The following is a 20,882-nucleotide window of genomic DNA, read 5'->3' as shown; positions in this document are numbered from 1 at the left end:
TACATGATCGGAATCATCGGCGTCGGCGATATGGGACAGCCGATGGCAGGCCACATGGTCGCCAACGGCTTCGACGTAATCGCTTACGACGTCGACGCCGACCGGTTGGCGACGGCCGCCGCCGCAGGTGCGGCATCGGCATCCGGTCTCGCGGAACTGACGACCAGTAGCGACATCATCGTCGCGTGCCTGCGCACCGATGACCAGATGGAATCCGTCGCAGTGGAATTGGCGGTACACGGCAAGGCAGGTCAACTCGTCGTCGTCGCTGGGACGCACAGTCTGGATTTCATGCAGCGCCTGGCCGCGATCTTCAAGCCGAAGGAGATGCGGCTGATCGACGCACCGGTCGTGTTCGGCGCGCAGGGCGCCAAGGACGGCAACCTGCTGTCGCTGTGCGGCGGCGACACCGCCGATGTGGAGCGGGCGCGACCGGTGATGATGAGCTACAGCCGGGGTGTCGAACATGTCGGACCGCTCGGTGCGGGTCAACTCGCCAAGACGTGTAACAACCTGCTGCACTGGGTGCACTGCGTCGCGAACTTCGAAACGCTGGCGATCGCAAAGCGATACGGGGTCGATGCGCAGCGCATGCGCGAGGTCCTGCTGAAGTGTCCCGGCGACAACGGCACATTGCGCCGTTGGGACAGCACGCGGTTCACCTGGCAGGAGAAGGACATGGATTTCGTCCTCGACCTCGCACAGAACGGTGGACTGGTCTTGCCGCTGACCGGTCAGATCGACCAGCTGATCAAGACGCTGACCGCAGCGGACGTCGCCGATCTGTTGTACGGGCCGGAGTGCAGCTATCTGGGCCGCCGCGTCGCGCCGTTGGCCAAGGCCGAGGGCGGGTTATAGCGACAGCCCGGCGACTTCCAGCCGGCCGGCGTAGTGCCGCCAGCGCGACAAGTCGTTGAACGTGGAGCCCAGATCGGGCAGCTCGTGCCGGTCGTCCTCGGTGAGCACCTGGGGCCGACCGCCGAGCAATGCCACCTCGGTCGTGATGCGGGCCAACTCGACGAGGTCGAGGGCGCGCAACGTCGCCTGTTCCACCGACTCCCCCACGGTCACGATGCCGTGTCCGCGTAACAGGCACACCTTGGCGTCGCCGACGGCGGCCGCGACAGCTCTGCCCAGCTCGGGCGTGCGGACCAGCACCGAGCGCGGGTATACCGGGATGCCGTCATGCGCCAGTCGGGAGGCCGGAATGTTGTAGGCGCCGAACACCTGTCGCAGGCCGATCCCGGCCAGGTCGACGACCATCACCTCGCGCGGGTGGGCGTGCACCACTGCCTGCACGTCGGGCCTGGCCCGGAACAGTTCGGTGTGGATGTGGAACTCGTTGGGCACCGCATACCCGCCGTCGAGCTCGCCGTGGCCGTTCAGGTCGACGACGCGAACGTCGTCGGTTTCGGTGAACAACAGCCCGCGATCCTGAGGACCGCGGCAGCGCAGAAGGATTCTGTCCTCGTCCAATCGGACGCTGACGTGGCCGAGGACATCGGCGGCCAGTCCCTGCTGGCCCAGGATGCGGCAGGCGGTGGCGACGGTGGTCGACAAATCGCTCATGTCAGGACTGCGGCCCGGCCCGCTGGATTCTCGTTTGCCGAGAACACCAGCGATTTGATGGTCACCGGCACCGTGTTCGACGGATGCCGTATCCGACCCAGATCGACGAAATCGAAGTCACGTAACTCGATTCCGTCGAGGATGAGCAGATCGTTGGATACCTCGAGCTCGTCACGCAGGATGGTGCCGAGCGTGAGCGCGATGTCGCCGTCGATCATCAGATAGACCGGGTGCCCGTGGGCCATCCGCCAGCGCAGTCCCGCCACCACACCTTCGGCGAACGCACGCAACCGTCGGTAGCTCGGCGTACCGGTCCAGCGCAGCGCCAGCGCCACATCGGCCGCCGCGTCGTGCAGCCCGAACATCGACAGATGATGTTCGATCGCCGACGCCACCGCATCGCGGTCGACCACCTCGCCAAGCGCATATTCCGGCCGTGCCACTTGCAGGTTGCGTCTCGGCAGCGTGCTGTCCGGCACCGGGATGAAACTGGTGATCCCGCTGAGTTGAACGGTGTACTCCGACGCGCCGAGCACGGTCGCACGGATTCGTTGCGCCGCAACCAGCACGGGCGCGGGCAGTTCATCGGCGCGCTCGGCGAGCGCCAGCCCGAGGCGACGGCCCAGATCACCGAAATCCCTTGTCTCGGTGCGGTACACGTACTCCGCGACTCCGCCGGAGAAGATGATGCCGTCCACGCCCTGCACCGCGATGGGGCCGGTCAAGAACAGCGGCTCCGCCGATGGCTCGCCGCGCACCGCCGCGATGACCTGGTCGGCCATTTCGGAGGCGATCGCGTCCAGGTCGGCCGACGACACCCGACTGCCGAGATCGAGATCGAGGCCGACCGCGGCGGCGTGCCTGCGACCGCCTGGTTCGATGCGCGTGACGGTGTCACCGTCGACCGCGATCAGCCGCCCGCCGACGTGGATGGCTGCGGTGGCAAGTACGCGTCCGCGATCGGTGATCGCGAGCTTGGTTGTGCCACCGCCGATGTCGATGTTCAGGATGCGTTCCCAGCCGTCATGCGAGGCGCGCACCGCACCTGACCCGTACGCCGCGAGCATGGCCTCCATGTGGTGACCGGCCGTCGCGCAGACCAGGTCGCCCGCCCGCTCGGCGACCACCGCTGCGATCCGTTCCGCATTGCGGCGGCGTAGCGCCTCGCCGGTCAGGATCACCACGCCGGTGTCGACGTCCTGCGGTTGCCGCCCCGCTCCGTCGTAGGCCGCGTCGAGCATGCGACCCAGCGCCGCGGCGTCGATCTGCAGATCGTCGGTGTACGGCGTCAACTCCAACTCCGACTCGAACAGGGTGTCCCTGGACACCACGACGTACCGGCTGGTGAGGTCCTCGCCGCGTCTGCGCAGCGCCAGCCTCGAGAACACCACCTGCGTGCCGGAACTGCCGATGTCGATGCCGACGCTGTGCAGAGTGACGTTGTCCTGCTGCCAGATCGGGTTGTCGGCGAGCGGCAGATCGGGTTCGTCGTGTTCGTGGTCGGGATCGTGGGTCATGCCGGCGACGCCACCGGCACCTGCTCGCCCGGCTTCGGCGGCAGATCCGCCAGTTCGGCGGCGTAGGCATCATCCATCTGCGGCACCAGGCCGTTCTCCGCGAGCGCCTTGGCGAATGTGTCGCGGACGATCGGCGACTCGTCGGCGTAATCGATCTGATCGCCACCGATGCGCTGGCTGATCCACGCCTTCGGGACCCCTTGCGCGTTGCGCACCGACACCACCTCGTGCTTGAAGGCGAGGTAGCGCGCAGGCGTTGCGCCCGTGTTGAAGTGCTGGTGGAACCACATGTTCGGCGGCACGATCAGCGTGCCGGGCTGCCAGTCGTAGCGACGGGGTTCTTCGCCCTCGGGCCACATCAGCGAGAAACCGTGGCCGCTCAGGATGATCACGTGGGCACCGGGTCCGTGCCGGTGGCCCTTCTTGTAGGTGGCGGTGCCGAACTGCGAGATGTGGCTGTTCATCGACCCCTTGGCCATCGAGAAGCGGATGTGTCCGCCGCCGGCGCCGCGTTCCTTGGCCGAAATCAACGGCAGATCAATGGTATTGGCTACAAAGTTGGTCTTCAGCAGCAGGCCGTCCTGCTCGTCCTTCGGCGCGAAATAGTCCGGCTCACCGGCGAATCGCCCGACGAAGTCGTGCGCGGTGTTGAACACGAAATCGGCTTCGTCGTAGAGGTTGATCACCGGAGGCAGGTTCGTCGAGGAGACGAACCGCGCAGCGGTGGTGCCGGACCCGTTGAAGTGCTGGTGCCACGTGTTGAGCGGAATCGCGAACATCGCGCCTGGCCCCCACTCGAAGGTCACCTTCGCTCCGGCGTCGTTCCACACCGACGTGGACCCATGACCGGACAGCACCAGGATCATCTCTTCGAACAGCTGCCGCTGCGGTGCAAGTTCCCCACCTGCCGGGATCTCGCACACGTAGCAGTCGTTGGAGGTGCGCGAGGCCTCGTGGTTGATGAAGACTCCGCGTCCGCCGCGGCGTGCCCACGGCTTCAGCTCAACGGTGTTGAGGTCGGGGACGTAGTGGGCGCTGATGATGTCGAGGCCCTCGTCGCGGACCCACCGTACGTAGGGCGAATCCTTTTCGGTGGCGAACTTTTTCGCCAGAGCGTCGGAAACGATTGCGTCTTTGGCCACGTGCATCCTCCATCAGCAGTTTGACCTAATGGTATTACCAATTGAATGAGTGTCAAGGTCAGGTCGACACAGTCGCGTCCTCATCTTGGTTGACGCCTTGGTACGCGCGCACCGGGTTAGGCCTGGCGACGAAGACGCCGGCATAGACCGCCGCGAGCACGCCGCCGACGGTCAGCGCCGTCACGGGACCGAGTGCGCCCGCCACCGCGCCGACCAGTGTGTCGCCGAGGGCCGGACCGCCGCGCGAGGACATCTGATAGATCGCCGATACCCTTCCGCGCAATTCGTCTGGCGTCTCGAGTTGCACGGCGGCATGGCGGATCGTGGTGGCCATCGCGTCGAATGCTCCGATCAGCAGCCCCGCCGCGACGGCGATCACGAACAGATGCGCCTGTGCCAGCGCGACGTTGGAGAGTCCGTACAGCACCGTCGACACCAGCAGCACCCTGCCCAGCCGCCGCGTCCTATCGACCACTCGGAACACCGTGTACGTGGCGAGCAGTGCGCCCGCGGACGGGGCGGCGGACAGCACACCGTAGCCCTGCGGACCCACGTGAAAGACAGTGGCGCACAACGCGGGCAGTACGACACGGTATGCGCCGAACAGCGTCGCCGAGAGGTCCAGCGACATCAGCATCCAGATGATCTTGCGGCCCTTGACGAATCGCGCACCCTCGATGAGCTGCCACCACACCGACGTGTGCGATCCGGCTCCTTCGAGTTTCGCGACGCGCAGCACCTGCAAGATGACGACCAGCACCGCGTAGGTACCCGCATCGACCGCATACATCAGGCCCGGGCCGGCCATGCCGATGAAGATGCCCGCCAGGGCGGGACCCAGCAGCACCGCGATCTCGCGCGACGGGTTGAGCAACGCGAACGCCTGGGGCAACTGTGTGCGCGGCACCAGCGCCGGGATCAGCGCCTGCCTGGCCGGCTGGTCGAAAGTCGCTGCGGCGGTGGTCAACACGACGGACACCAACACCTGCCAAGCCACGATACGGCCGGTGAGCGTCAGCGCGGCGAGGCCGCCGGCCACCACCATCGCCACCGCCTGCGACCACTGCAGCAGCCTGCGGCGGTCCCACCGGTCGGCGAACACGCCGCCGAGCGGGCTCAACACCAGCAGCGCGACGGCCTGTGCGGCACCGACCAACCCGGTCTGAGCGACCGAGCCGGTCAGTTGGTAGACGTGGTAGAGATTCGCCGCGACGGTCCCCCTGGTGCCGATCTGGGAGAAGACCACGCCCGCCCAGTAGAGGTTGAAATCGCGGTTTTTCAGTACTTCCGCAACACGCATACTCGCGGTCAGTCGACGGGGACGAGCGACAGCTTGCCTGGCTGCATGTCCAGGTACACCGTGGTTCCCGGCGCATGCGAGATGTGCGGCAGGCAGCGCGCACGGATCTCGTGCTTGCCGACGGCCACCACGTGGTCGACCGCGTCGCCGAGGAACGCGCGGGTGGTGACATTGCCTTCCCACACGTTCTCCGCGCCTGTCGGATGGTCGGTGGTCAGCATGACCGCCTCCGGCCGGATGGACACCACCACCCCGGTTCCCGGTTCGACGTGCGCACCCGACTCGAGTGTCAGGCGGCCGTCGCGCGTCTCGACGACGTGCCGGTCACCGCTTCGCGACGCGACGGTGCCGTCGATGAAGTTCGACGTCCCGATGAACTCCGCGACGAACTTGCTCTGCGGGTTCTCGTAGATGGCGCGCGGCTTGCCCAGCTGAACCACCTCGCCCGCCTTCATCACGGCGATGCTCGACGACAGTGAAAGGGCCTCGATCTGGTCGTGCGTCACGTAGATCGACGTGATGCCGAGTTCCCGCTGCAGTCGCTTGAGCTCGAAGCGAAGCGACTCACGGAGTTTGGCGTCCAGGTTGGACAGCGGCTCGTCGAGCAGCAGCAGCGACGGCTCGATCACGATCGCACGCGCCAGCGCGAGCCGCTGCTGCTGTCCACCGGACAACTTGGTGGCATGCCGGTCGGCGTACTGCAGCAGTTCCATGGTCTCGAGCACCCGTTCCACGCGTTCGGTGATCTCGCGCTTACCGGGACGATGCCGCCGCGGCCGCACCCGCAGCGGGAAGGCGACGTTCTCGAAGACGCTCATGTGCGGCCAGATCGCGTACGACTGGAAGACCATTCCGAGTCCGCGCTTGTTAGCAGGGACATTCACCCGCTTCTGTGTTTGGGCGCCCGCCGCGAACAACACGTTGCCGCCCACCGAGACGACGCCGGCGTCCGGTTGCTCGAGACCCGCGATAGACCGCAGCGTCGTCGATTTGCCGCAACCCGACGGCCCGAGCAAGGTGAACAACTCACCGGGTTCGACCTTGAAGCTGACGTCGTTGACGGCGAAAACCCTTGCCGGCTCACCGTTGTTTGCGGGGGCCGACCCGCGGTTCCGGCGTTTCTGTCGTTCACCGTCGAACGTCTTGACCAAGTTCTGGACTTCGAGCACGTCGGTAGTTCCTTTCCAACCAGATCAATCCTGCTTGAGGCCGACCTTGGCCCCGAGCTTGTAAGCGACGGTGACCAACACCACCAGCGTCAGCACCATGACGACTCCGAGCGCGGACAAGACGGTGAATTGGCCGTTCTCGAACTGCTCGAAGATCAGGATGGACAGCACTTCGTTTCCTGGGCTGTACAACAGGATTGAACTGGACAGCTCGCGGAACGATACGACGAGGATGTAGATCCAGCCCGCGACCAAGCCCGGCATCAGCAACGGAAGCAGCACCCGGCGGAACGTCTGCCACCAACTGGCGCCGTTCACCATCGCCGACTCCTCCAGTTCGTTGGAGATCTGCTGCATCGAGGTGACCGAGTACCGCATGCCGTACGGCAGGTACCGGGTGCAGTAGGAGATCAGCAGGATGAACAGCGTTCCGTAGATCGGAATGGGGCTGCGAAGGTAGACGAAGCTCAGCGCCAGACCCATCACCAGGCCGGGCACCACCAGCGGCATGAAAGCCAATCCGTCCAAGATCTTTCGACCGCGGATCTTGGAGCGCACCACGATCCAGGCGGCCACCGCCATCACCGCCATCACCAGCGTCGCCGACGACAGCCCGAGGATCAGCGAGTTCTTCAGCGCCGTGATGGCGTCCGCGGTGTGTGCCAGCGCCCGGTAGTTCTCCAGCGTCATGGACTTGAACGTGTCCTTCGACGGCGGCGCGTAGAACTTCAGCAGCGAGGTGTACAACAGCACCAGCAGCGGTGCGATGACGGTCAGCAGGAAATAGCCGATGATCAGCACGCCTGCCACGGGCCGCCACTTGCCGAGTTCCATTGGCCGGGGCCGAAATCCCTTGCCGGTCACCGTCTGGTAGTTCTTGCTGGCGCGCCCGGCGAAGTTCGAGATCGCGACACCGAGTACGGCGATGATCAGCAAGCCGATCGCCAATGCGCCCGCGGCGGACAGGTCCGGCGGATAGTCCCGCAGCACGAAGTAGATCCGGCTGGTGAACACGTATGTGCCGTTCTGCAGACCCAGCAGTGCGGGCACCTCGAAGCTCTCCAAGCTGCGCACCACCATGATCAGGACCGCGGCCACGATCGCAGGCCGGGCCAACGGCACGGTGACCTTACGGAAGACGGTCCACCGGCCTGCGCCCGACATCAACGCCGACTCTTCCAACGACGGGTCCATCGAGCGGAACGAGGCGACCATGAGCAGGAAGACGATCGGCGACAGTTGCAGGCCCTCGACCCAGATCATGCCCCAGATGCTGAACACGTCGATCACCGCGTGCCCGAAAACCGGCTCCAGGTAGTGGTTGATCAATCCAATATCCGGGCTGCCCAACAGGATCCACGCGATCGTGTAGAGGATGCCCGGTATCACCAGGGGGATTATGGATGCGGCGAAGAACAGCGCCTTGAACGGGACGTCGGTGCGAACGTTCAGATACGCCAACCCGGTGCCGAGCACCAGCGACACCGCCGCAGCGCCCACCGCGAACAACAACGAGTTGCCGACCAGGTCGAAGATCTGGTGGTTGCCGTATGCCCGTTCGAACCCCGAGAACGTGAACCCCGTTGCGTCGAAGAACGTTCCCCAGAACAGGTAGTACAGCGGCACGAGCGCCAGATAGGCGATGACAAGGGTCACCACGCCGAGAGTCAGGAATTTCGTGTTGGGCAGGAAGCGCCGCCAACGGCCGGGCTGGGTCGGTACTGGACCGACCGAGGGCGCCGGGGCGGCCGGCCGAGTCGGTGTGGCAGTCGTCATGTATTCACCTCAATGCGTCGGGCTGGCCGGGCGTGCGGCGCTCAGCCGCCGATCTTGTCGCTTCGGGACAGCAGCGCCTCGTAGCGGTCGCTCCATTCCTTCTGCTTGTCCAGAAGCTGTTTGACGTCGACGGGAATGACCTCGATTCCCTCCAAAGGGTCCTTCAGGTTCGCCGGCTCGATCGACGGGGTCAGTCCCTGATCGACGAACACCTGCTGGCCTTCGGTGAACAGCCAGTCCTGGAAAAGCAATGCAGCGGCGGGATGCGGGGCGGATTTCAGCGGGGCGGCACCCTGCGGACGGGCAATCACCGGTTGCACGAACGGCTGGTAAGCCACCGGCGCGCCCTTGTTCACCGCCTTCTGCACGATGTAGCTGTAGTTCGACGCCGCCACCGAATACTGTCCGGCCGAGAGCATTTCGCCCATCACGGTGTGGCCCTTGACCACCTTCGCGCCATTGGCCATATCGGCGAAGATCTTGTCGATATCGGCATCGCTCTTACCGTGTTGCTGCCAGTACTCGTAGAGCGTCAGATACCAGTCGTAGTCGTTGAGCTCCATTGCGAGCGCGCCGTCCCACTTCGGGCTGGCCAGGTCTTCCCACGACTTCGGCTGGTCGCCCGCGGGCACCTTCGTGGTGTTCCAGCTGGGGGCGAACAGGTTGTATCGGTCGGCCGTCCAGTTGTCGAACTTGCCCTCGTCGCCCACCAGGTCGCGACGTTCGCCGGTGTAGGGCTCCACCAGTTGCTCCTTGCCCAGCGACGCCATCTCCAGCGCGTCGGTTTCGACGACGTCGGCGCCGGCGTGGTTGGCCCTGGCCTCTTGCAGGATGCGTTGCAGCACAGTTTCCGAGTCAGCGCGGTACAGGTTGACCTTGATGCCGGTCTGTTCGGTGAACGCCTTCGTGACAGCATTCGCCACGTCGCTCGTCATCGACGTGTACACCGACACTTCGCCTTCGGTCTTCGCGTCCTTGAGCAAGGTGTCGCGGCGTTGCTGGCCTTTGAGGCCCTCGTACTGCTGGAATTTCGAGGCGCCATTGTTCTGCCCCGACCCGCTTGGCGGCGCAGTCGGCGGCGCGCCGCATGAGACAAGGGCCAGCGTCAGGCCGACGGCCGCCACCAGATGACCGTGTCGAAATGTCATGTGCCTCGAGTCCTCACTGTTCATGTCCGCCGGCGCCGACTGCGCCGGATTCTGGCCCCCGTTGACGGCCTGTCGATCTCTGAGCTTTGGGCTGATGGGTCGTCGGCAATCTCTGGACTTATTGTATGACCATTAGTGTGATTCCTATCATGTCCGAAGCCTCCTGTGAAGCCCTTCACCGAAATATTGTCTGCTGAACGAACAGAAAGATCCAGAGGATTCTGCACAGCAGAAAACGCACTGTGCCGCCTTAGGGCGACCAGCGCGTTGGAGTTCGGTCCGGCGGCCGGTGAGGGCAAGCCGCCGGACCGAAGTCTGGGTCAGGCTGAGGCGTCGGCCAATTCGCCTGCCGGCTTGTCAGCAGCGGAGGCAGGCTCGAAGAAGTGCGTGTTGTCATAGCCCAGGTGCTTGAACACCCGGTTCTGTGCGTTGAACAGCCGCAGCGGCGTGCCGTCTGCCGCGAAGAGCTGGCACACGTGGTTCTGCGGCACATACAGGGTGTTGCCCTGCTTGATCTCGTACCGCTTCGGCTCCAAAGCGATACGCGCGTAGTACTTCTCGGCGATCTCCGCCTCGACCTCCCACTGCAGCGCGTAGCCGCCGCCGGACAGTACGTAATACACCTCGTCGGCCATCTTCCAGTACTTGCCGGAATGGCCACCTGCCTCGATTTCGAGCTCGAAGGCGTCGATGCTGAAAATCCTGCCGTCGGTGCGCTCCGGCGAGGCGATGGTCCGCACCCGCCCCAACGGGGTCTGCTCCCAGACGGTGTCCGCCGGGCTGATCACCTTCTTGCGGTCCAGCACGCCAGGAGTCCAGATCCGCGACCAGTCCTCGCGCGGCCCGAACGCGGCCTCGTTCTCGACCGGTCCGCTGCGGCCCTGCTGGATCAGACCCATGAACATCCAAGTGCACTTTGCCTTGACGACCAGAGCCAACGCCTTCTCGTCATAGGGGTTGAAGTGCCGGTGCACCGAGTCGGTGTGCACATAGACCAGATCGTCTTTGGCCCAGTCGTAGCGCTGGTCGTCGTGAATCTCGTAGCCGCGGCCTTCGAGGATGTAGAACGCCGCTTCGTTCTGGTGGCCGTGGCCGTGGTTGGACGACTGCGGCGGCAGCTCCACGAAGTGAACCTGGACGGTCTGGGTGAGGAAATCCTCGTCACCGGGGCCGATTCGCCACCAGGTCCGTGATTGTTCGCTGTCTCCGGAGTGGGCGACCTTGGCGTCGTCGACGACGAACGCATCGTCGCGGACCCGCTCGACCTCCAGTTGCTGGCGCCGGAATTCACCGAGCCCATAGGTCTCCGAGGTCAGTCCGCGGACGAATACGCGGCCCTTCTTCCCCATACTGTTCTCCTTCGACGAGCCTTCAACTGTAGAATGGTTTTACCATTAGCATCGTAAGCGGCGTCACAACCGATGTCCAGCCACACTCGGCACCGCGGGCGTCAGCCCGGCAATCACGTCCTCGAGCAAGCGCACATTGCACATCCTCGGGAACACCTTCTCCATGAAGAAGGTCCGCTGCTCGGCGAAGCCGTGGCAGCACTCCGGAATGATGGTGATCTGGAAGTCCATATCACGGGCGTCGTACGCGGTGGACGCGATGCCGACGTGAACCGAGCCACCGACGAGCAGGATCGTGTCGATGTCGCGGCTGCGCAGCGAGAGTTCCAGATGCGTCCCGTGAAACGCCGACCAACGATGCTTGGGCACGTCGTAGTCCCCCGGTTGCGGTGCGATCTCGGCCAGCACCGACAGTGCCGGTGACCCCGAGGCGTGCGCAGGCAACGGTTGGTACGGGTTGTCCGGTCCCCACGGCCGGAAATGGCTGTCGGTGTCGGCGATGGTTCGGGCGAAATCGGCGCCGTCCGCACGATGGTCGGCACGGGCGTAGAAGATCGGCACCCCAACCGTGCGACAGGCGTCGATCAACCGCTTCGTCGGGCCGATCGATCCGGCGGCCTCGATGGGCTCGCGGTAGGCCTCCAGCATGTCGAACACGACAAGACCGGTGGCGCGGTAATCGTAGTGAATCATTGGCTATCGACTCCAAACATATTGTGAACTCAGTGTTGACGCGTGTTGCTGGCGAAGTCGTAATCGTCGGCGATGGTCGACGTGAAGCGCCAACGCACCTGCCCTGACTGCTGCTTCGAGGCGACGGTCCGCAGCCACGACACCATCAGCTCGAAGGTTTCGCGGGCCTGCTCCGCGCGGAACCGGCCGGGCATCGTGTCGTTGAGCCAGCCGTGCGGTAGGTCCGGGTACAGCACGAAGTCGTAACTGCGCCGGGCGTCTTCGAGATGGCCACGCAACCGCCGGACGTGCTCGACGGACATGGTGTGGTCTTTTTCTCCCCAGATGCCCAGCACCGGCGCTGCGCCGGCCTTGATCAGCTCCACATACGGCGCCGCGCGCAGTTCGCCGATTTCGTACTCCCGTGGTTGCGCGCCACCGTAGAGCAGTACCGCGGCGGCGACGTCGTCGCGTGCCGCGTCGGCGACGATCCCGTAGCTGCCGGTTCGGCAGATTCCGACGACGGCGATGGGCGTCCCGCGCAGACGGGGTTCAAGGCCGCGGACGTATGCCGCCGCCGCGTCGAGGTGCCGCAGCGCTGCGGCGTCACTGATGTCGGGCAAGCGCTCGTGTTCATCGGACAGGTCCATGTCGGCAAAGAAATCCGGTGCCACCGAAGCGAATCCGGCAGCTGCGAACTTCTCGGTGAGTTCGACGGTGTGCCGCACGACGCCGTAGCGCTCGTGGCAGATGATCACGATCGGCAACGCGGCGTCGACGTCGTTCGGGATGGCCACCCAACCGTAGGAGTCCTGCCCCAGCCGGGTCAGCTCGCCTGGCGGGATTCGATCACTCGGCTCGCGCTCCTCGGCGGTCCGCAGGGGCGGGACGCCTTTCGGCTCTACACACATGTCCTGTGTTCCTCTTTCACCGGATCGCTCTGTCCTGACGCGGATGTACATCCGCTGGGCGGACTGCTCAGGATCCCGTTACCAGTTGGTTGTACTCTTCGGCGATCTTGGCGCGGTTGGCCACCAAGTCGGCGACGTCCAGATCGACCACCTGCGCGCCCGCCAACGGGTCGTGTGCCGTGGGCAGTGGCGGCAGCGCGCGCAACTGCTGGTCGACCGCGGCGCCATCGGGCCCGAGTTGGAAGTCCAAGTACAGCGCCGCCCCGGCGGGATTGTCGGTGCCGCGCATCACGCCGCCTGCGTCGTATCTCACCACCACCGGGGAGACGATGTGGCCGGTGCCCTCCCCGAAGGCCACATGCGCGCCCTTGTCGACGAGCCGGTTGACCGACTGGGTGTAGACCGACAGCGCCACGTCGAACTGGCCCGCGGCCAGCAGTTCGGCCTGCACCGTGTGGCCTTTGGCGGTCTTGGAGTTCGCCGCAATCTTCCGGAACATCGTCGAGATGTCATCGTCCGACATACCCTGCTGTTGGTAATAGCGTCGCACGGTGGCGTACCAGTCGATATCGCTGTACTCCATGCTGATTCGACCGTTCCATTTCGGGTCGGCGAAGCCGGCGTAATCGGCGGGCAGATCGGCCGGCGTCAGCTTTCCGGTGTTGTAGCCGGCGACGAAAGCCAGCCGCCGCACCCCCGTCCATCCCGTCGACTTGCCCGCGTCGGGCATCGCGTCACGGTACGGCGAGCGGTAATCGCCAAGCAGGCCCTTGGATTCCACCGCCGTCATATCGGTGGCCGGCGCCACGAGCACATCGTTGGTCAGCTTGTGCGCGGTGGCCTCCTGTACGACGCGTTGCAGGACGGTCTCGGAGTTGGCGTTGTAGACGTTGACTTTGATGCCGTATTTCTTGGTGAACGCATCGGCCATCGCCTGCTCGTCGTTGAACGCCGAGTACACCGTCAGTTCGCCTTCGGCCTTCGCGGCTACGACGAGCGCGTCGTCGCGCTGCGTCCCGGTCAGCCCGTCCCACGGCTTGCTCGAGGTCGGCGCAGCCTGGCCGCCATCAGACCCGGAGTGCGACGGTGCGCCGCATGCCGCGATCAGCGTGGCCGCCAAACCGATGGCAACCACCGCCATCCCCCGTGCAGGTCGATGTCGAAGGCGCATCGGTCGTTCCTTCCTGATCAGGCGTCGACAGACTCCGTCGTGAGAAATTCGACCGCGGTGACCAAGTCGTCCGCGGCGAGCTCGTTCGGGTCGCGCGTGACCTCCTGGCGCAGTGTCAACGCCGACAGCATCAGCTTGCGCACCCGGCGCCCGTCCAGACCCGCGCACGCGTCGGCGAGCTTGGCGTGCAGTCCGTCATCGTTGGCCAGCGGGCGCACCCCCGGCCACAGCACCGCCAGCTCCTGCAGACTGTGCCGAATGATCTGCCCGATCGTCGTGGTGTCCGGCAGCGACAGCCGCAGCACCAGATCGGCGCGCGACAGAAACGCCTCGTCGACCGCGTCGGTGAAATTGGTCGTCGCGACGAACAACACTCTCGGCAGATCGGCGGCGACGGCGTCGATCCCGGCCAGCAGGGCGTCGGTGGCGCGATGCACGTCGACCGGGTTGGCGCCGAACGACGCGGCCGACCGGCGCACCGCAAAGCTCTCCACCTCGTCGATGAGCACAATCGTGTGCGGACGGCGCGCCGCGAGTTCGGGAATCGTGTCCGTCATCAATTGCGTGATGTTGCGCTGACTTTCGCCCAACAGTTCGCTGGGAAAGGCGTGCGGGTCGATCTCGACGTAGGTCGTCGCACCGCGTGGGGCCACCGACCGCGCCGCCATCTGCGCGAGGCCGCGGGCCAACGTCGTCTTACCCGTGCCCGGCGGACCGGACAGGATGATCAGACCGTGAGGCAGCCCGGCCAGGTTGGCCAGTGCGGGCCCGTGCAGCAGCGTCAGCAGCGCGTGGTTGAGCAGACGCTCCTTCACACCGGGCGCGGTGAGGATGTGGTCCCACGGCCCGTCGTGATGATCGGCGGGCAGCACGTGGACGGACAACACCCCGGGCGGCAGTGCTTTTGGCGTCACGGCCATGTCGGCCGCCTCACCTCCGGCCAGTCGACGGTGCTAATGTCACCGGCCTGCGCATCCCTGATGTGCTGCGGCGGCTCCTCGAAGAGCACCATCGGATCCATCAGCACCCGCATGGTGTCGAGCAGGCTGTCGAACATGTGGATCCGCACGACTTTCGCGGTCTTCTCCGGATCGTCGTTGAAGTGCTGGTGCCACAGGAAGTGATCGACGACGATGAGGTCGCCCTTCTTCCACGGGTAGTCCGTACCGCCTTCGGGTTCGGTGCCGAGATAGCTGTGGCCGCTGCCTTCGAGGACGTACAGCCACGCCTCACCGGCGTGCCGGTGCATCGACTGGCCCCGACCGGGCCCGATTTCGAACATCGCCATTGAGATGCCCGACGCCTGATAGCCGTTCGCGCGGTCGAGCAGAAACGTCGTCCTGGTGCCGCGCGGGGTGGGCAGCAACTCGAGTTCGTCCCAGTCGGTGTGCAGCCGTCCCGAGCGCCGGGCCCGCTGATCGCGGGCCAGCCTGCGGATCCGCCGGGCGTACGGGTCGTCACCGGTGACCTCTCCGGAATAGGCTGGCCGGCCGGGCAATTCGGTGACCGGCGTGTGTCCGGCGTCCTCGATGATCGACATCCCCATTGTCTCCAGCAGTGGCTCGCTGGAGAACGTCAGGTAACGCGCGGTGACGTCTCCGTCGTTGCCGGACCGGTGCCAGGCCCACGCCGGTATGTGCAGCGAATCGCCTGGGCCCCAGTTGATTCGCTGACCGTCGATCTCGGTCCAGCCGTGACCTGCCACCACCAAAACCATGGCGTCCCACGAATGCCGATGGATGGTGGACACCACGCCGGGGTCGAACTCGTGGGCAAGGGCGTCCATCGAGCGGGTCGGGCGATCGCCGTCGGCACCGACATACACACCGACGCGGGTCCCGCGCTCGGTCTCGACCATGTTCACGTCTTCGAGGGCGACAACAGTCTTCTGGTAGCTGCGCCACTCCTCGATGAAGTCGGCCCGTCGCTTCTTCTGCACGTGATAGTGCGAGACCTTCGTGGTGGTGTGCGTGGTCACGTCAACCTTTCCGTTGTTCTGTTGCCCTTGCGTTTTCGAGGTCGCGCGCCACGGTTACGTCTTGCCGCCCGCGTCGGTCACGCTCTTGTACGTGTCGCTCCACTTCTGGGCGTTGTTGAGCAGCTCCTCCTCGGGCACCGAGACCGTCTGCACACCGGCCAGCGGATCCTCGGACGTCGGGATCGCACCGATTCGATTCGCTCCCGCGATCGCCTTCTGACCGTCGGTCAGCAGGAAGTCGAAGAACAGCATCGCCGCGGCGGGATGCTTGGCCGACTTGACCAGTCCCGCGCCGTTTGGCCGCAGCACCACCGGTTGCACCGGCTTGCCGTCCTTGCGCCAAGCTACCGGCGCGCCCTTTTCGGCGGCGTTGTCAACGGTGTGCGAGTAGATCGACACCGCGACGTCGAATTGGCCTGCGGCGAGTAGCTCGCCCATCACGGTGTGGCCCTTGGCGATTTTGGCGTTGGCGCCGAGATCGTGGAAGAAGGCCATGATCTGGTCGTCGGACTGGCCCTGCGATTTGTAGAACTCGTACATCGCGGCGAACCAGTCCACGTCGCCGAGTTCAAGGCCGACTCGGCCCTTCCACTGCGGTGCCGTCAAGTCGCGCAGCGACTGCGGTTCGGTGCCCGCAGGCACCTTGGCGGTGTTCCAGCCGATCACGAACGCGTTGAAGCGGTCCGCCGTCCAGCCGTCCTTGCGGCCCTCCGGCCGGACCTTGTCCCGCAGTTCGCCCTTGTACGGGTAGAGCAGCTGCCGTTGCTGCATGGCGTTGAGTTCACCCGCATTGGTCTCCACCAGGTCCGCGCCCTGGTAGTTTGCGCTGGCCTCCTGCAGCACACGCTGCAGCACCGTCTCCGAATTCGCCCGGTACGTCTCGACTTTCAGCCCGTACTTGTCCTCGAAGGCTTTCACGACGTCGTCCATGTCGGTGTTCGACGTGTACAGCGACAGCGTGCCGTCCTTCTTGGCGAGGTCGAGCAGCGTCTTGGTGCGCTCCTCCCCGGTCAGCCCGTTGATCTGGTCGTAGACCTGTTGCGCCGCGGTCGCGCCCGCCGGCGCGGAACCGGTGTTGCTCGCGGTAGGGCTGCCGCCGCACGCCGCGGTCAGGAGCAACACCAGAGCCACCACCACATAGCTAGCCGAACGAATTCTCACGGCTCACTCCTCATGATCTGCCACTGTGAATGGACTGACATTCAGACCATCAGTGTGATTTCTATCATGCCCGCGCGTTCCTGTGAAGCCCCTGTTCCGCGCCGAACGTTCCTTACCGCTCGAATTTCGCGCGAAATTTCGAGCGGTAACGAACGTTCGGCAGCATCGAAACTCAGATGACGAACGCTTCCGTCGTCTCCGGTGCGAACAGGTCAGCGGGTTGATACCGGGCGCGGGACAATCCCTGCGCGTGGTGATAGCCGAGGAACGCGTCGAGCACGTGTTCGTTGTCGGCCAGGCCGTAAGACCAGTAGTCGCGGCCGAGCAGTTCCCGCGACTCCTCGAGATGCTGGATCAGCCACGGCTCCATGAACCGCAGCGCCGACGAATCGTAGATGCGTTCGTAGGCCAGATCGCGCGCCCGCACGCACGCCTTGTACAGCGACTGCGCGATCCACCGATGCCGTTCGTAGAGTTCGGCACGGATCACGACCACGTGCATGATCGGGAAGATCCGTGTCGCCGCGAAGTACTCCCTCTCGACGGCGACCACATCCTCGAACAACCGCTTGACCCGCTTGTCGCCGTCACGGAACGGGCTGGGCACCCGCGGCGTGTACAGCGCGTCGATTTCCCCGTCGGCGAGCATCCGGGCAAGCGTGGCGCCTGTCGGTATTGGACGGATGTCGAGTCCGGTGTCCACCTTGCCCTTCTCGATCCGACCCGGTGTCTCCTGGCCGCCGGTGAAGTAGGTGACCGAATCGATCGGCACACCATGGTGTTCGGCGAGTATGCCCCTGATCCACACACCCGCCGTCAGCTGGAACTCCGGTGACGCCACCCGCTTACCGCGCAGGTCCGACGGCACCGAGATGCCGGCATCCGCGTTGATGTACACCCCGCCGTGGCGGAACATCCGCGAGGTGAACACCGGAAGCGCGACGAACGGGCGCGCATCGCGGTCCAGCGTCGCGACATAGGTGGACAGCGACATCTCCGCGACGTCGAATTCGCGGTGCCGCAGCATGCGGAAGAAGGTCTCCTCCACCGGCAGCCGAAGGTAGGTCAGGTCGATGCCGTCGGCGCGCACGCTGCCGTCCTCGAGCGCGCGGGTGCGGTCGTAGTCACCGCACGCGAACGTCAGATGCAGATTGGACATCCACTCACCTTCCTGCGGCGGCAAGCCGCCGCTGCAAACGCGGGTACGCGCGGCGGGCATTCAATTCGACGATTGCTTGCCGGTTGATGTCCGTCAGCGCGAGGTTCTCGACGTAGACCAAGGTGTCGTCCCATGCCACCCCGGTCTCCGGGTCGGCACCTCGTACCGCGCCGAGCATCTCAGAGGCGAACAGGATGTTTTCCGCCGGAATCACGTTGGCCAGCAGATCGATTCCGGGTTGGTGGTAGACGCAGGTATCGAAGTACACGTTGCGCAGCAGTTCGGCGGGATCCGGTCTGCCCAGCCGCTCCGCCAGCCCGCGGTACCTGCCCCAGTGGTACGGCACCGCCCCGCCGCCGTGCGGAATGACGAAGGTCAGGGTCGGAAACTTCACGAACAGGTCGGCGAGGACGAATTGCATGAAGACGCTGGTGTCGGCATTGAGGTAGTGCGCACCGAGGGTGTGGAAGTTCGGGTTGCACGACGTCGAGACGTGCACCATGGCGGGCACTTCGAGTTGCACCATCGCCTCGTACAGCGGATACCAGTACTCGTCGGTCATCGGCGGCGTGGCCCAGTAACCGGCCGAAGGATCGGGATTGACGTTGCATCCGACGAAGCCGAGTTCCTCGACACAGCGCCGCAATTCGTCGACCACCGGGCCGAGTTCCCCGTCGGGGGTCTGCGGCAGCTGCGCCACCGGGGCGAAGGAGTCGGGGAACAGTTCGGTGACCCGGTGCACGAGGTCGTTCGACGCCCTGGCCCACTCGACAGCGGTGGCCTGGTCGCTGATGTGGTGTTCCATGCCGGAGGCCTTCGGCGAGAACAACATCAGGTCTCCGCCGCGCTCGCGCAGCAGCCGCAGTTGGTTGCGCTCGATGCTGTCCCGGATCTCATCGTCGGTGATCCGCGCCGGGGACGGCGGTGGCAACGACGGGTCCTCCAACGCGGCGAGCTGATCGGTGCGGAACCGCTGCTGTTCGGCAGGCGCGGTCGTGTAGTGGCCGTGGACGTCGATGATCATTGCGACGCCTGCCCGTAGTCGACATAGCGAAGGCCGAGACGTTCGAGTTCGCCTCGCATGTCGTTGATGTCGAGGAACAGCTCGCCGCGCTGATAGCGCTCACGCGAACGCGCCTCTTTGTCCTCCCTGGCCTTGGCCGCTGCCAACACCTCGGCCGCCTTCGCACGCGGCACCACCACCACGCCGTCGTCGTCGCCGATGATCACGTCGCCGGGTTCGACCGCGGCGCCTGCGCACGTCACCGGAATGTTCACCGAGCCGAGCCGCTTCTTCACGGTGCCTTGCGCGGACACGCACTTCGACCAGACCGGGAACTTCATCTCGGTCAACTCGGCGATATCGCGGCAGCCGGCGTCGATCACCAAGCCGCGCACCCCGCGTGCCGCCAACGTCGTTGCCAGCAACTCACCGAAATAGCCATATTCCGAGATTGATTCGGGTGCGACCACCAGCACGTCGCCTGGCTGGCACTGTTCGACGGCGACGTGGATCATCCAATTGTCGTCGGGCGGCAGGCTCACTGTGACGGCGCTCCCGCACACCCTCGCGCCGGTGTAAATAGGCGTCATGTACGGCGCGACCAGACCGGTGCGGCCCTGCGCCTCGTGGATGGTCGCCACCCCATACTGGCCGAGGGCGTCACGGACGTCGGGGTCCGGTCGAGGTGGATTGCGGACGACGATCGGTGTGCTCACTTGTCTTTCCCCAGCCATGGCATCAGCGAGATGTGGATGACGTCCTCGTCTGCGGTGTCACCGGCGAGCGCGTGGATCGCACGGTCCACCTGATCGAGGCCGAACTGATGTGTGGACAGCCGCTCGAGCGGGAAGCGGCCCGAATTCAGTTGCTGCAACGCCAATTCGCAGGCCCGGTAGCTGTGTCCGCGGGCACTCTTGATGGTGATTGCCTTCTCGGTGAGCAGCTTGATCGGAAAGTCGGGGAACGCCACCAGCTCACCTTGGATCAGCAGTGTGCCCTCGCGGCGCTTGAGCACATCGATGCCGAGCAGCACCGGCCCGACACCGGCACGCGAGGTGCAGTCCAGCACGAAGTCGACGCCGCGGCCGCCGGTGAGATCCATGACGGCATCGCGCGGGTTGACCTGGTCGATGTCGATCACGTCGTCGGCGCCGAGTTCGAGGGCGAGATCCAGTCGCGCCTTGTCGCGCGTCGTGCCGGTCAGGACGATCTTCGACGCGCCCGCCTGCTTGCAGGCCACCACCTGCGAGAGGCCCTGCTGACCGGGACCCTGGATCAGCACGGTGTCGGCGTACCCGACACCCGCTGCCAGCAGCGCCCATTCGATGCCGTTCGACAACGGGGTCACCAGGCCGGCCAGTTCGGCGCTCACCCCATCCGGAACCTTGTGCAGCACGGCGTTCCACGGCAGGTACATGTATTCGGAGAAGCCGCCCCACAGCGTGCCGGGGTTCTCCGCCGAGGTGTAGCCGTACCGGCGGGCGTCGGCGTTCGTGCGCCAGTCTGTGGCTTCGCAGTGCCGATATTCACCGATGCGGCACCATTCGCAGTTGTAGCAGCCCACGTAGTGCTCGACGAAGACGCGGTCGCCTTCGGTGACGCCGTGCAATTGCTTGAACTTCTCCCCCGCCGCCGCGATGGTGCCGACGTTCTCGTGACCCATGATCACCGGATCGTCGAAGGGCGGTTTGGCGTACATCTTCACATCGGTGCCGCAGATGCCGGCGACCTCGACCTTGAGCAAGGCGGAGTCGTCGGACAACTCGGGCATCGGGAGCTCTCTGATTTCGGTGGTGCTGGGGGCGACCCGCACGGCGGCCAGAACACTCGCTGCCATCTGTCTCCTTCGTCGACCCA

19 protein-coding genes are annotated in these 20,882 nt (G+C 65.2%); 1 reads left to right on the top strand and 18 read right to left on the bottom strand.

The window, feature by feature from the left end; translation table 11 throughout:
- Positions 1 to 3: 3 nt before the first annotated feature.
- Positions 4 to 858 (top strand): NAD(P)-dependent oxidoreductase, encoded by an 855-nt coding sequence (locus A5724_RS04710; RefSeq protein WP_082964859.1) that lies wholly within the window; start codon positions 4 to 6, stop codon positions 856 to 858.
- On the opposite strand, the gene A5724_RS04705 is transcribed toward A5724_RS04710, so the two are convergent.
- The 18 genes from A5724_RS04705 to A5724_RS04620 form a co-directional block, all read right to left on the bottom strand.
- A complete protein-coding gene (locus A5724_RS04705) occupies positions 853 to 1,569 on the bottom strand; it encodes a class II aldolase/adducin family protein (RefSeq protein ID WP_067797003.1) in 717 nt (238 codons plus the stop codon). The two genes, A5724_RS04710 and A5724_RS04705, sit on opposite strands and share 6 nt — an antisense overlap.
- Positions 1,566 to 3,086: an ethanolamine ammonia-lyase reactivating factor EutA gene (locus A5724_RS04700; RefSeq protein WP_067796997.1), complete on the bottom strand. Its 1,521-nt coding sequence runs from the start codon at positions 3,084 to 3,086 to the stop codon at positions 1,566 to 1,568. Before A5724_RS04700 ends, A5724_RS04705 begins: the two co-directional genes overlap by 4 nt.
- Positions 3,083 to 4,234: an ethanolamine ammonia lyase-activating protein gene (locus A5724_RS04695; protein WP_067796995.1), complete on the bottom strand. Its 1,152-nt coding sequence runs from the start codon at positions 4,232 to 4,234 to the stop codon at positions 3,083 to 3,085. Before A5724_RS04695 ends, A5724_RS04700 begins: the two co-directional genes overlap by 4 nt.
- Positions 4,235 to 4,286: 52 nt before the next feature.
- Positions 4,287 to 5,528 (bottom strand): MFS transporter, encoded by a 1,242-nt coding sequence (locus A5724_RS04690; protein ID WP_067796992.1) that lies wholly within the window; start codon positions 5,526 to 5,528, stop codon positions 4,287 to 4,289.
- An 8-nt stretch (positions 5,529 to 5,536) separates the two neighbouring features.
- Complete coding sequence (locus tag A5724_RS04685) at positions 5,537 to 6,697, bottom strand: ABC transporter ATP-binding protein (protein WP_067796990.1); 1,161 nt, start codon at positions 6,695 to 6,697, stop codon at positions 5,537 to 5,539.
- A 24-nt stretch (positions 6,698 to 6,721) separates the two neighbouring features.
- Positions 6,722 to 8,473, bottom strand: a complete 1,752-nt coding sequence (locus A5724_RS04680; protein ID WP_067796987.1) for an iron ABC transporter permease — start codon at positions 8,471 to 8,473, stop codon at positions 6,722 to 6,724.
- A gap of 41 nt (positions 8,474 to 8,514) precedes the next feature.
- A complete protein-coding gene (locus A5724_RS04675; protein ID WP_067796984.1) occupies positions 8,515 to 9,621 on the bottom strand; it encodes an ABC transporter substrate-binding protein in 1,107 nt (368 codons plus the stop codon).
- Between the two features lie 320 nt (positions 9,622 to 9,941).
- Positions 9,942 to 10,970: a cupin domain-containing protein gene (locus tag A5724_RS04670; RefSeq protein WP_067796980.1), complete on the bottom strand. Its 1,029-nt coding sequence runs from the start codon at positions 10,968 to 10,970 to the stop codon at positions 9,942 to 9,944.
- Between the two features lie 63 nt (positions 10,971 to 11,033).
- Entirely contained in the window at positions 11,034 to 11,663 is a 630-nt protein-coding gene (locus tag A5724_RS04665) for a cysteine hydrolase family protein (protein ID WP_067796977.1), read from the bottom strand.
- Positions 11,664 to 11,692: 29 nt separating this feature from the next.
- Positions 11,693 to 12,553 (bottom strand): dienelactone hydrolase family protein, encoded by an 861-nt coding sequence (locus A5724_RS04660; RefSeq protein WP_067796974.1) that lies wholly within the window; start codon positions 12,551 to 12,553, stop codon positions 11,693 to 11,695.
- A 67-nt stretch (positions 12,554 to 12,620) separates the two neighbouring features.
- The gene (locus A5724_RS04655; protein ID WP_082964856.1) at positions 12,621 to 13,724 is read right to left on the bottom strand and encodes an extracellular solute-binding protein; all 1,104 of its coding nucleotides are present in this window, start codon (positions 13,722 to 13,724) and stop codon (positions 12,621 to 12,623) included.
- A gap of 17 nt (positions 13,725 to 13,741) precedes the next feature.
- Positions 13,742 to 14,644: an AAA family ATPase gene (locus tag A5724_RS04650; protein WP_067796969.1), complete on the bottom strand. Its 903-nt coding sequence runs from the start codon at positions 14,642 to 14,644 to the stop codon at positions 13,742 to 13,744.
- Positions 14,635 to 15,702 (bottom strand): cupin domain-containing protein, encoded by a 1,068-nt coding sequence (locus A5724_RS04645; protein ID WP_067796966.1) that lies wholly within the window; start codon positions 15,700 to 15,702, stop codon positions 14,635 to 14,637. The genes A5724_RS04650 and A5724_RS04645 overlap by 10 nt, the downstream gene beginning before the upstream one ends.
- A 54-nt stretch (positions 15,703 to 15,756) precedes the next feature.
- The gene (locus tag A5724_RS04640; RefSeq protein WP_067796963.1) at positions 15,757 to 16,863 is read right to left on the bottom strand and encodes an ABC transporter substrate-binding protein; all 1,107 of its coding nucleotides are present in this window, start codon (positions 16,861 to 16,863) and stop codon (positions 15,757 to 15,759) included.
- Positions 16,864 to 17,035: 172 nt separating this feature from the next.
- Positions 17,036 to 18,022, bottom strand: a complete 987-nt coding sequence (locus A5724_RS04635; protein WP_067797120.1) for a 4,5-dihydroxyphthalate decarboxylase — start codon at positions 18,020 to 18,022, stop codon at positions 17,036 to 17,038.
- Positions 18,023 to 18,026: 4 nt separating this feature from the next.
- Entirely contained in the window at positions 18,027 to 19,046 is a 1,020-nt protein-coding gene (locus A5724_RS04630; RefSeq protein WP_067796960.1) for an amidohydrolase family protein, read from the bottom strand.
- Positions 19,043 to 19,741: a 4-carboxy-4-hydroxy-2-oxoadipate aldolase/oxaloacetate decarboxylase gene (locus tag A5724_RS04625; protein WP_232004696.1), complete on the bottom strand. Its 699-nt coding sequence runs from the start codon at positions 19,739 to 19,741 to the stop codon at positions 19,043 to 19,045. Before A5724_RS04625 ends, A5724_RS04630 begins: the two co-directional genes overlap by 4 nt.
- Positions 19,738 to 20,862 (bottom strand): zinc-binding dehydrogenase, encoded by a 1,125-nt coding sequence (locus A5724_RS04620; protein ID WP_067796954.1) that lies wholly within the window; start codon positions 20,860 to 20,862, stop codon positions 19,738 to 19,740. The genes A5724_RS04625 and A5724_RS04620 overlap by 4 nt, the downstream gene beginning before the upstream one ends.
- Positions 20,863 to 20,882 lie beyond the last annotated feature (20 nt).

The organism is Mycobacterium sp. ACS1612, from assembly GCF_001667505.1.
Lineage (GTDB): Bacteria > Actinomycetota > Actinomycetes > Mycobacteriales > Mycobacteriaceae > Mycobacterium.
The sequence above is the reverse complement of the archived record's forward strand: the minus strand, read 5'-3'. Positions and strand labels throughout refer to the sequence as shown.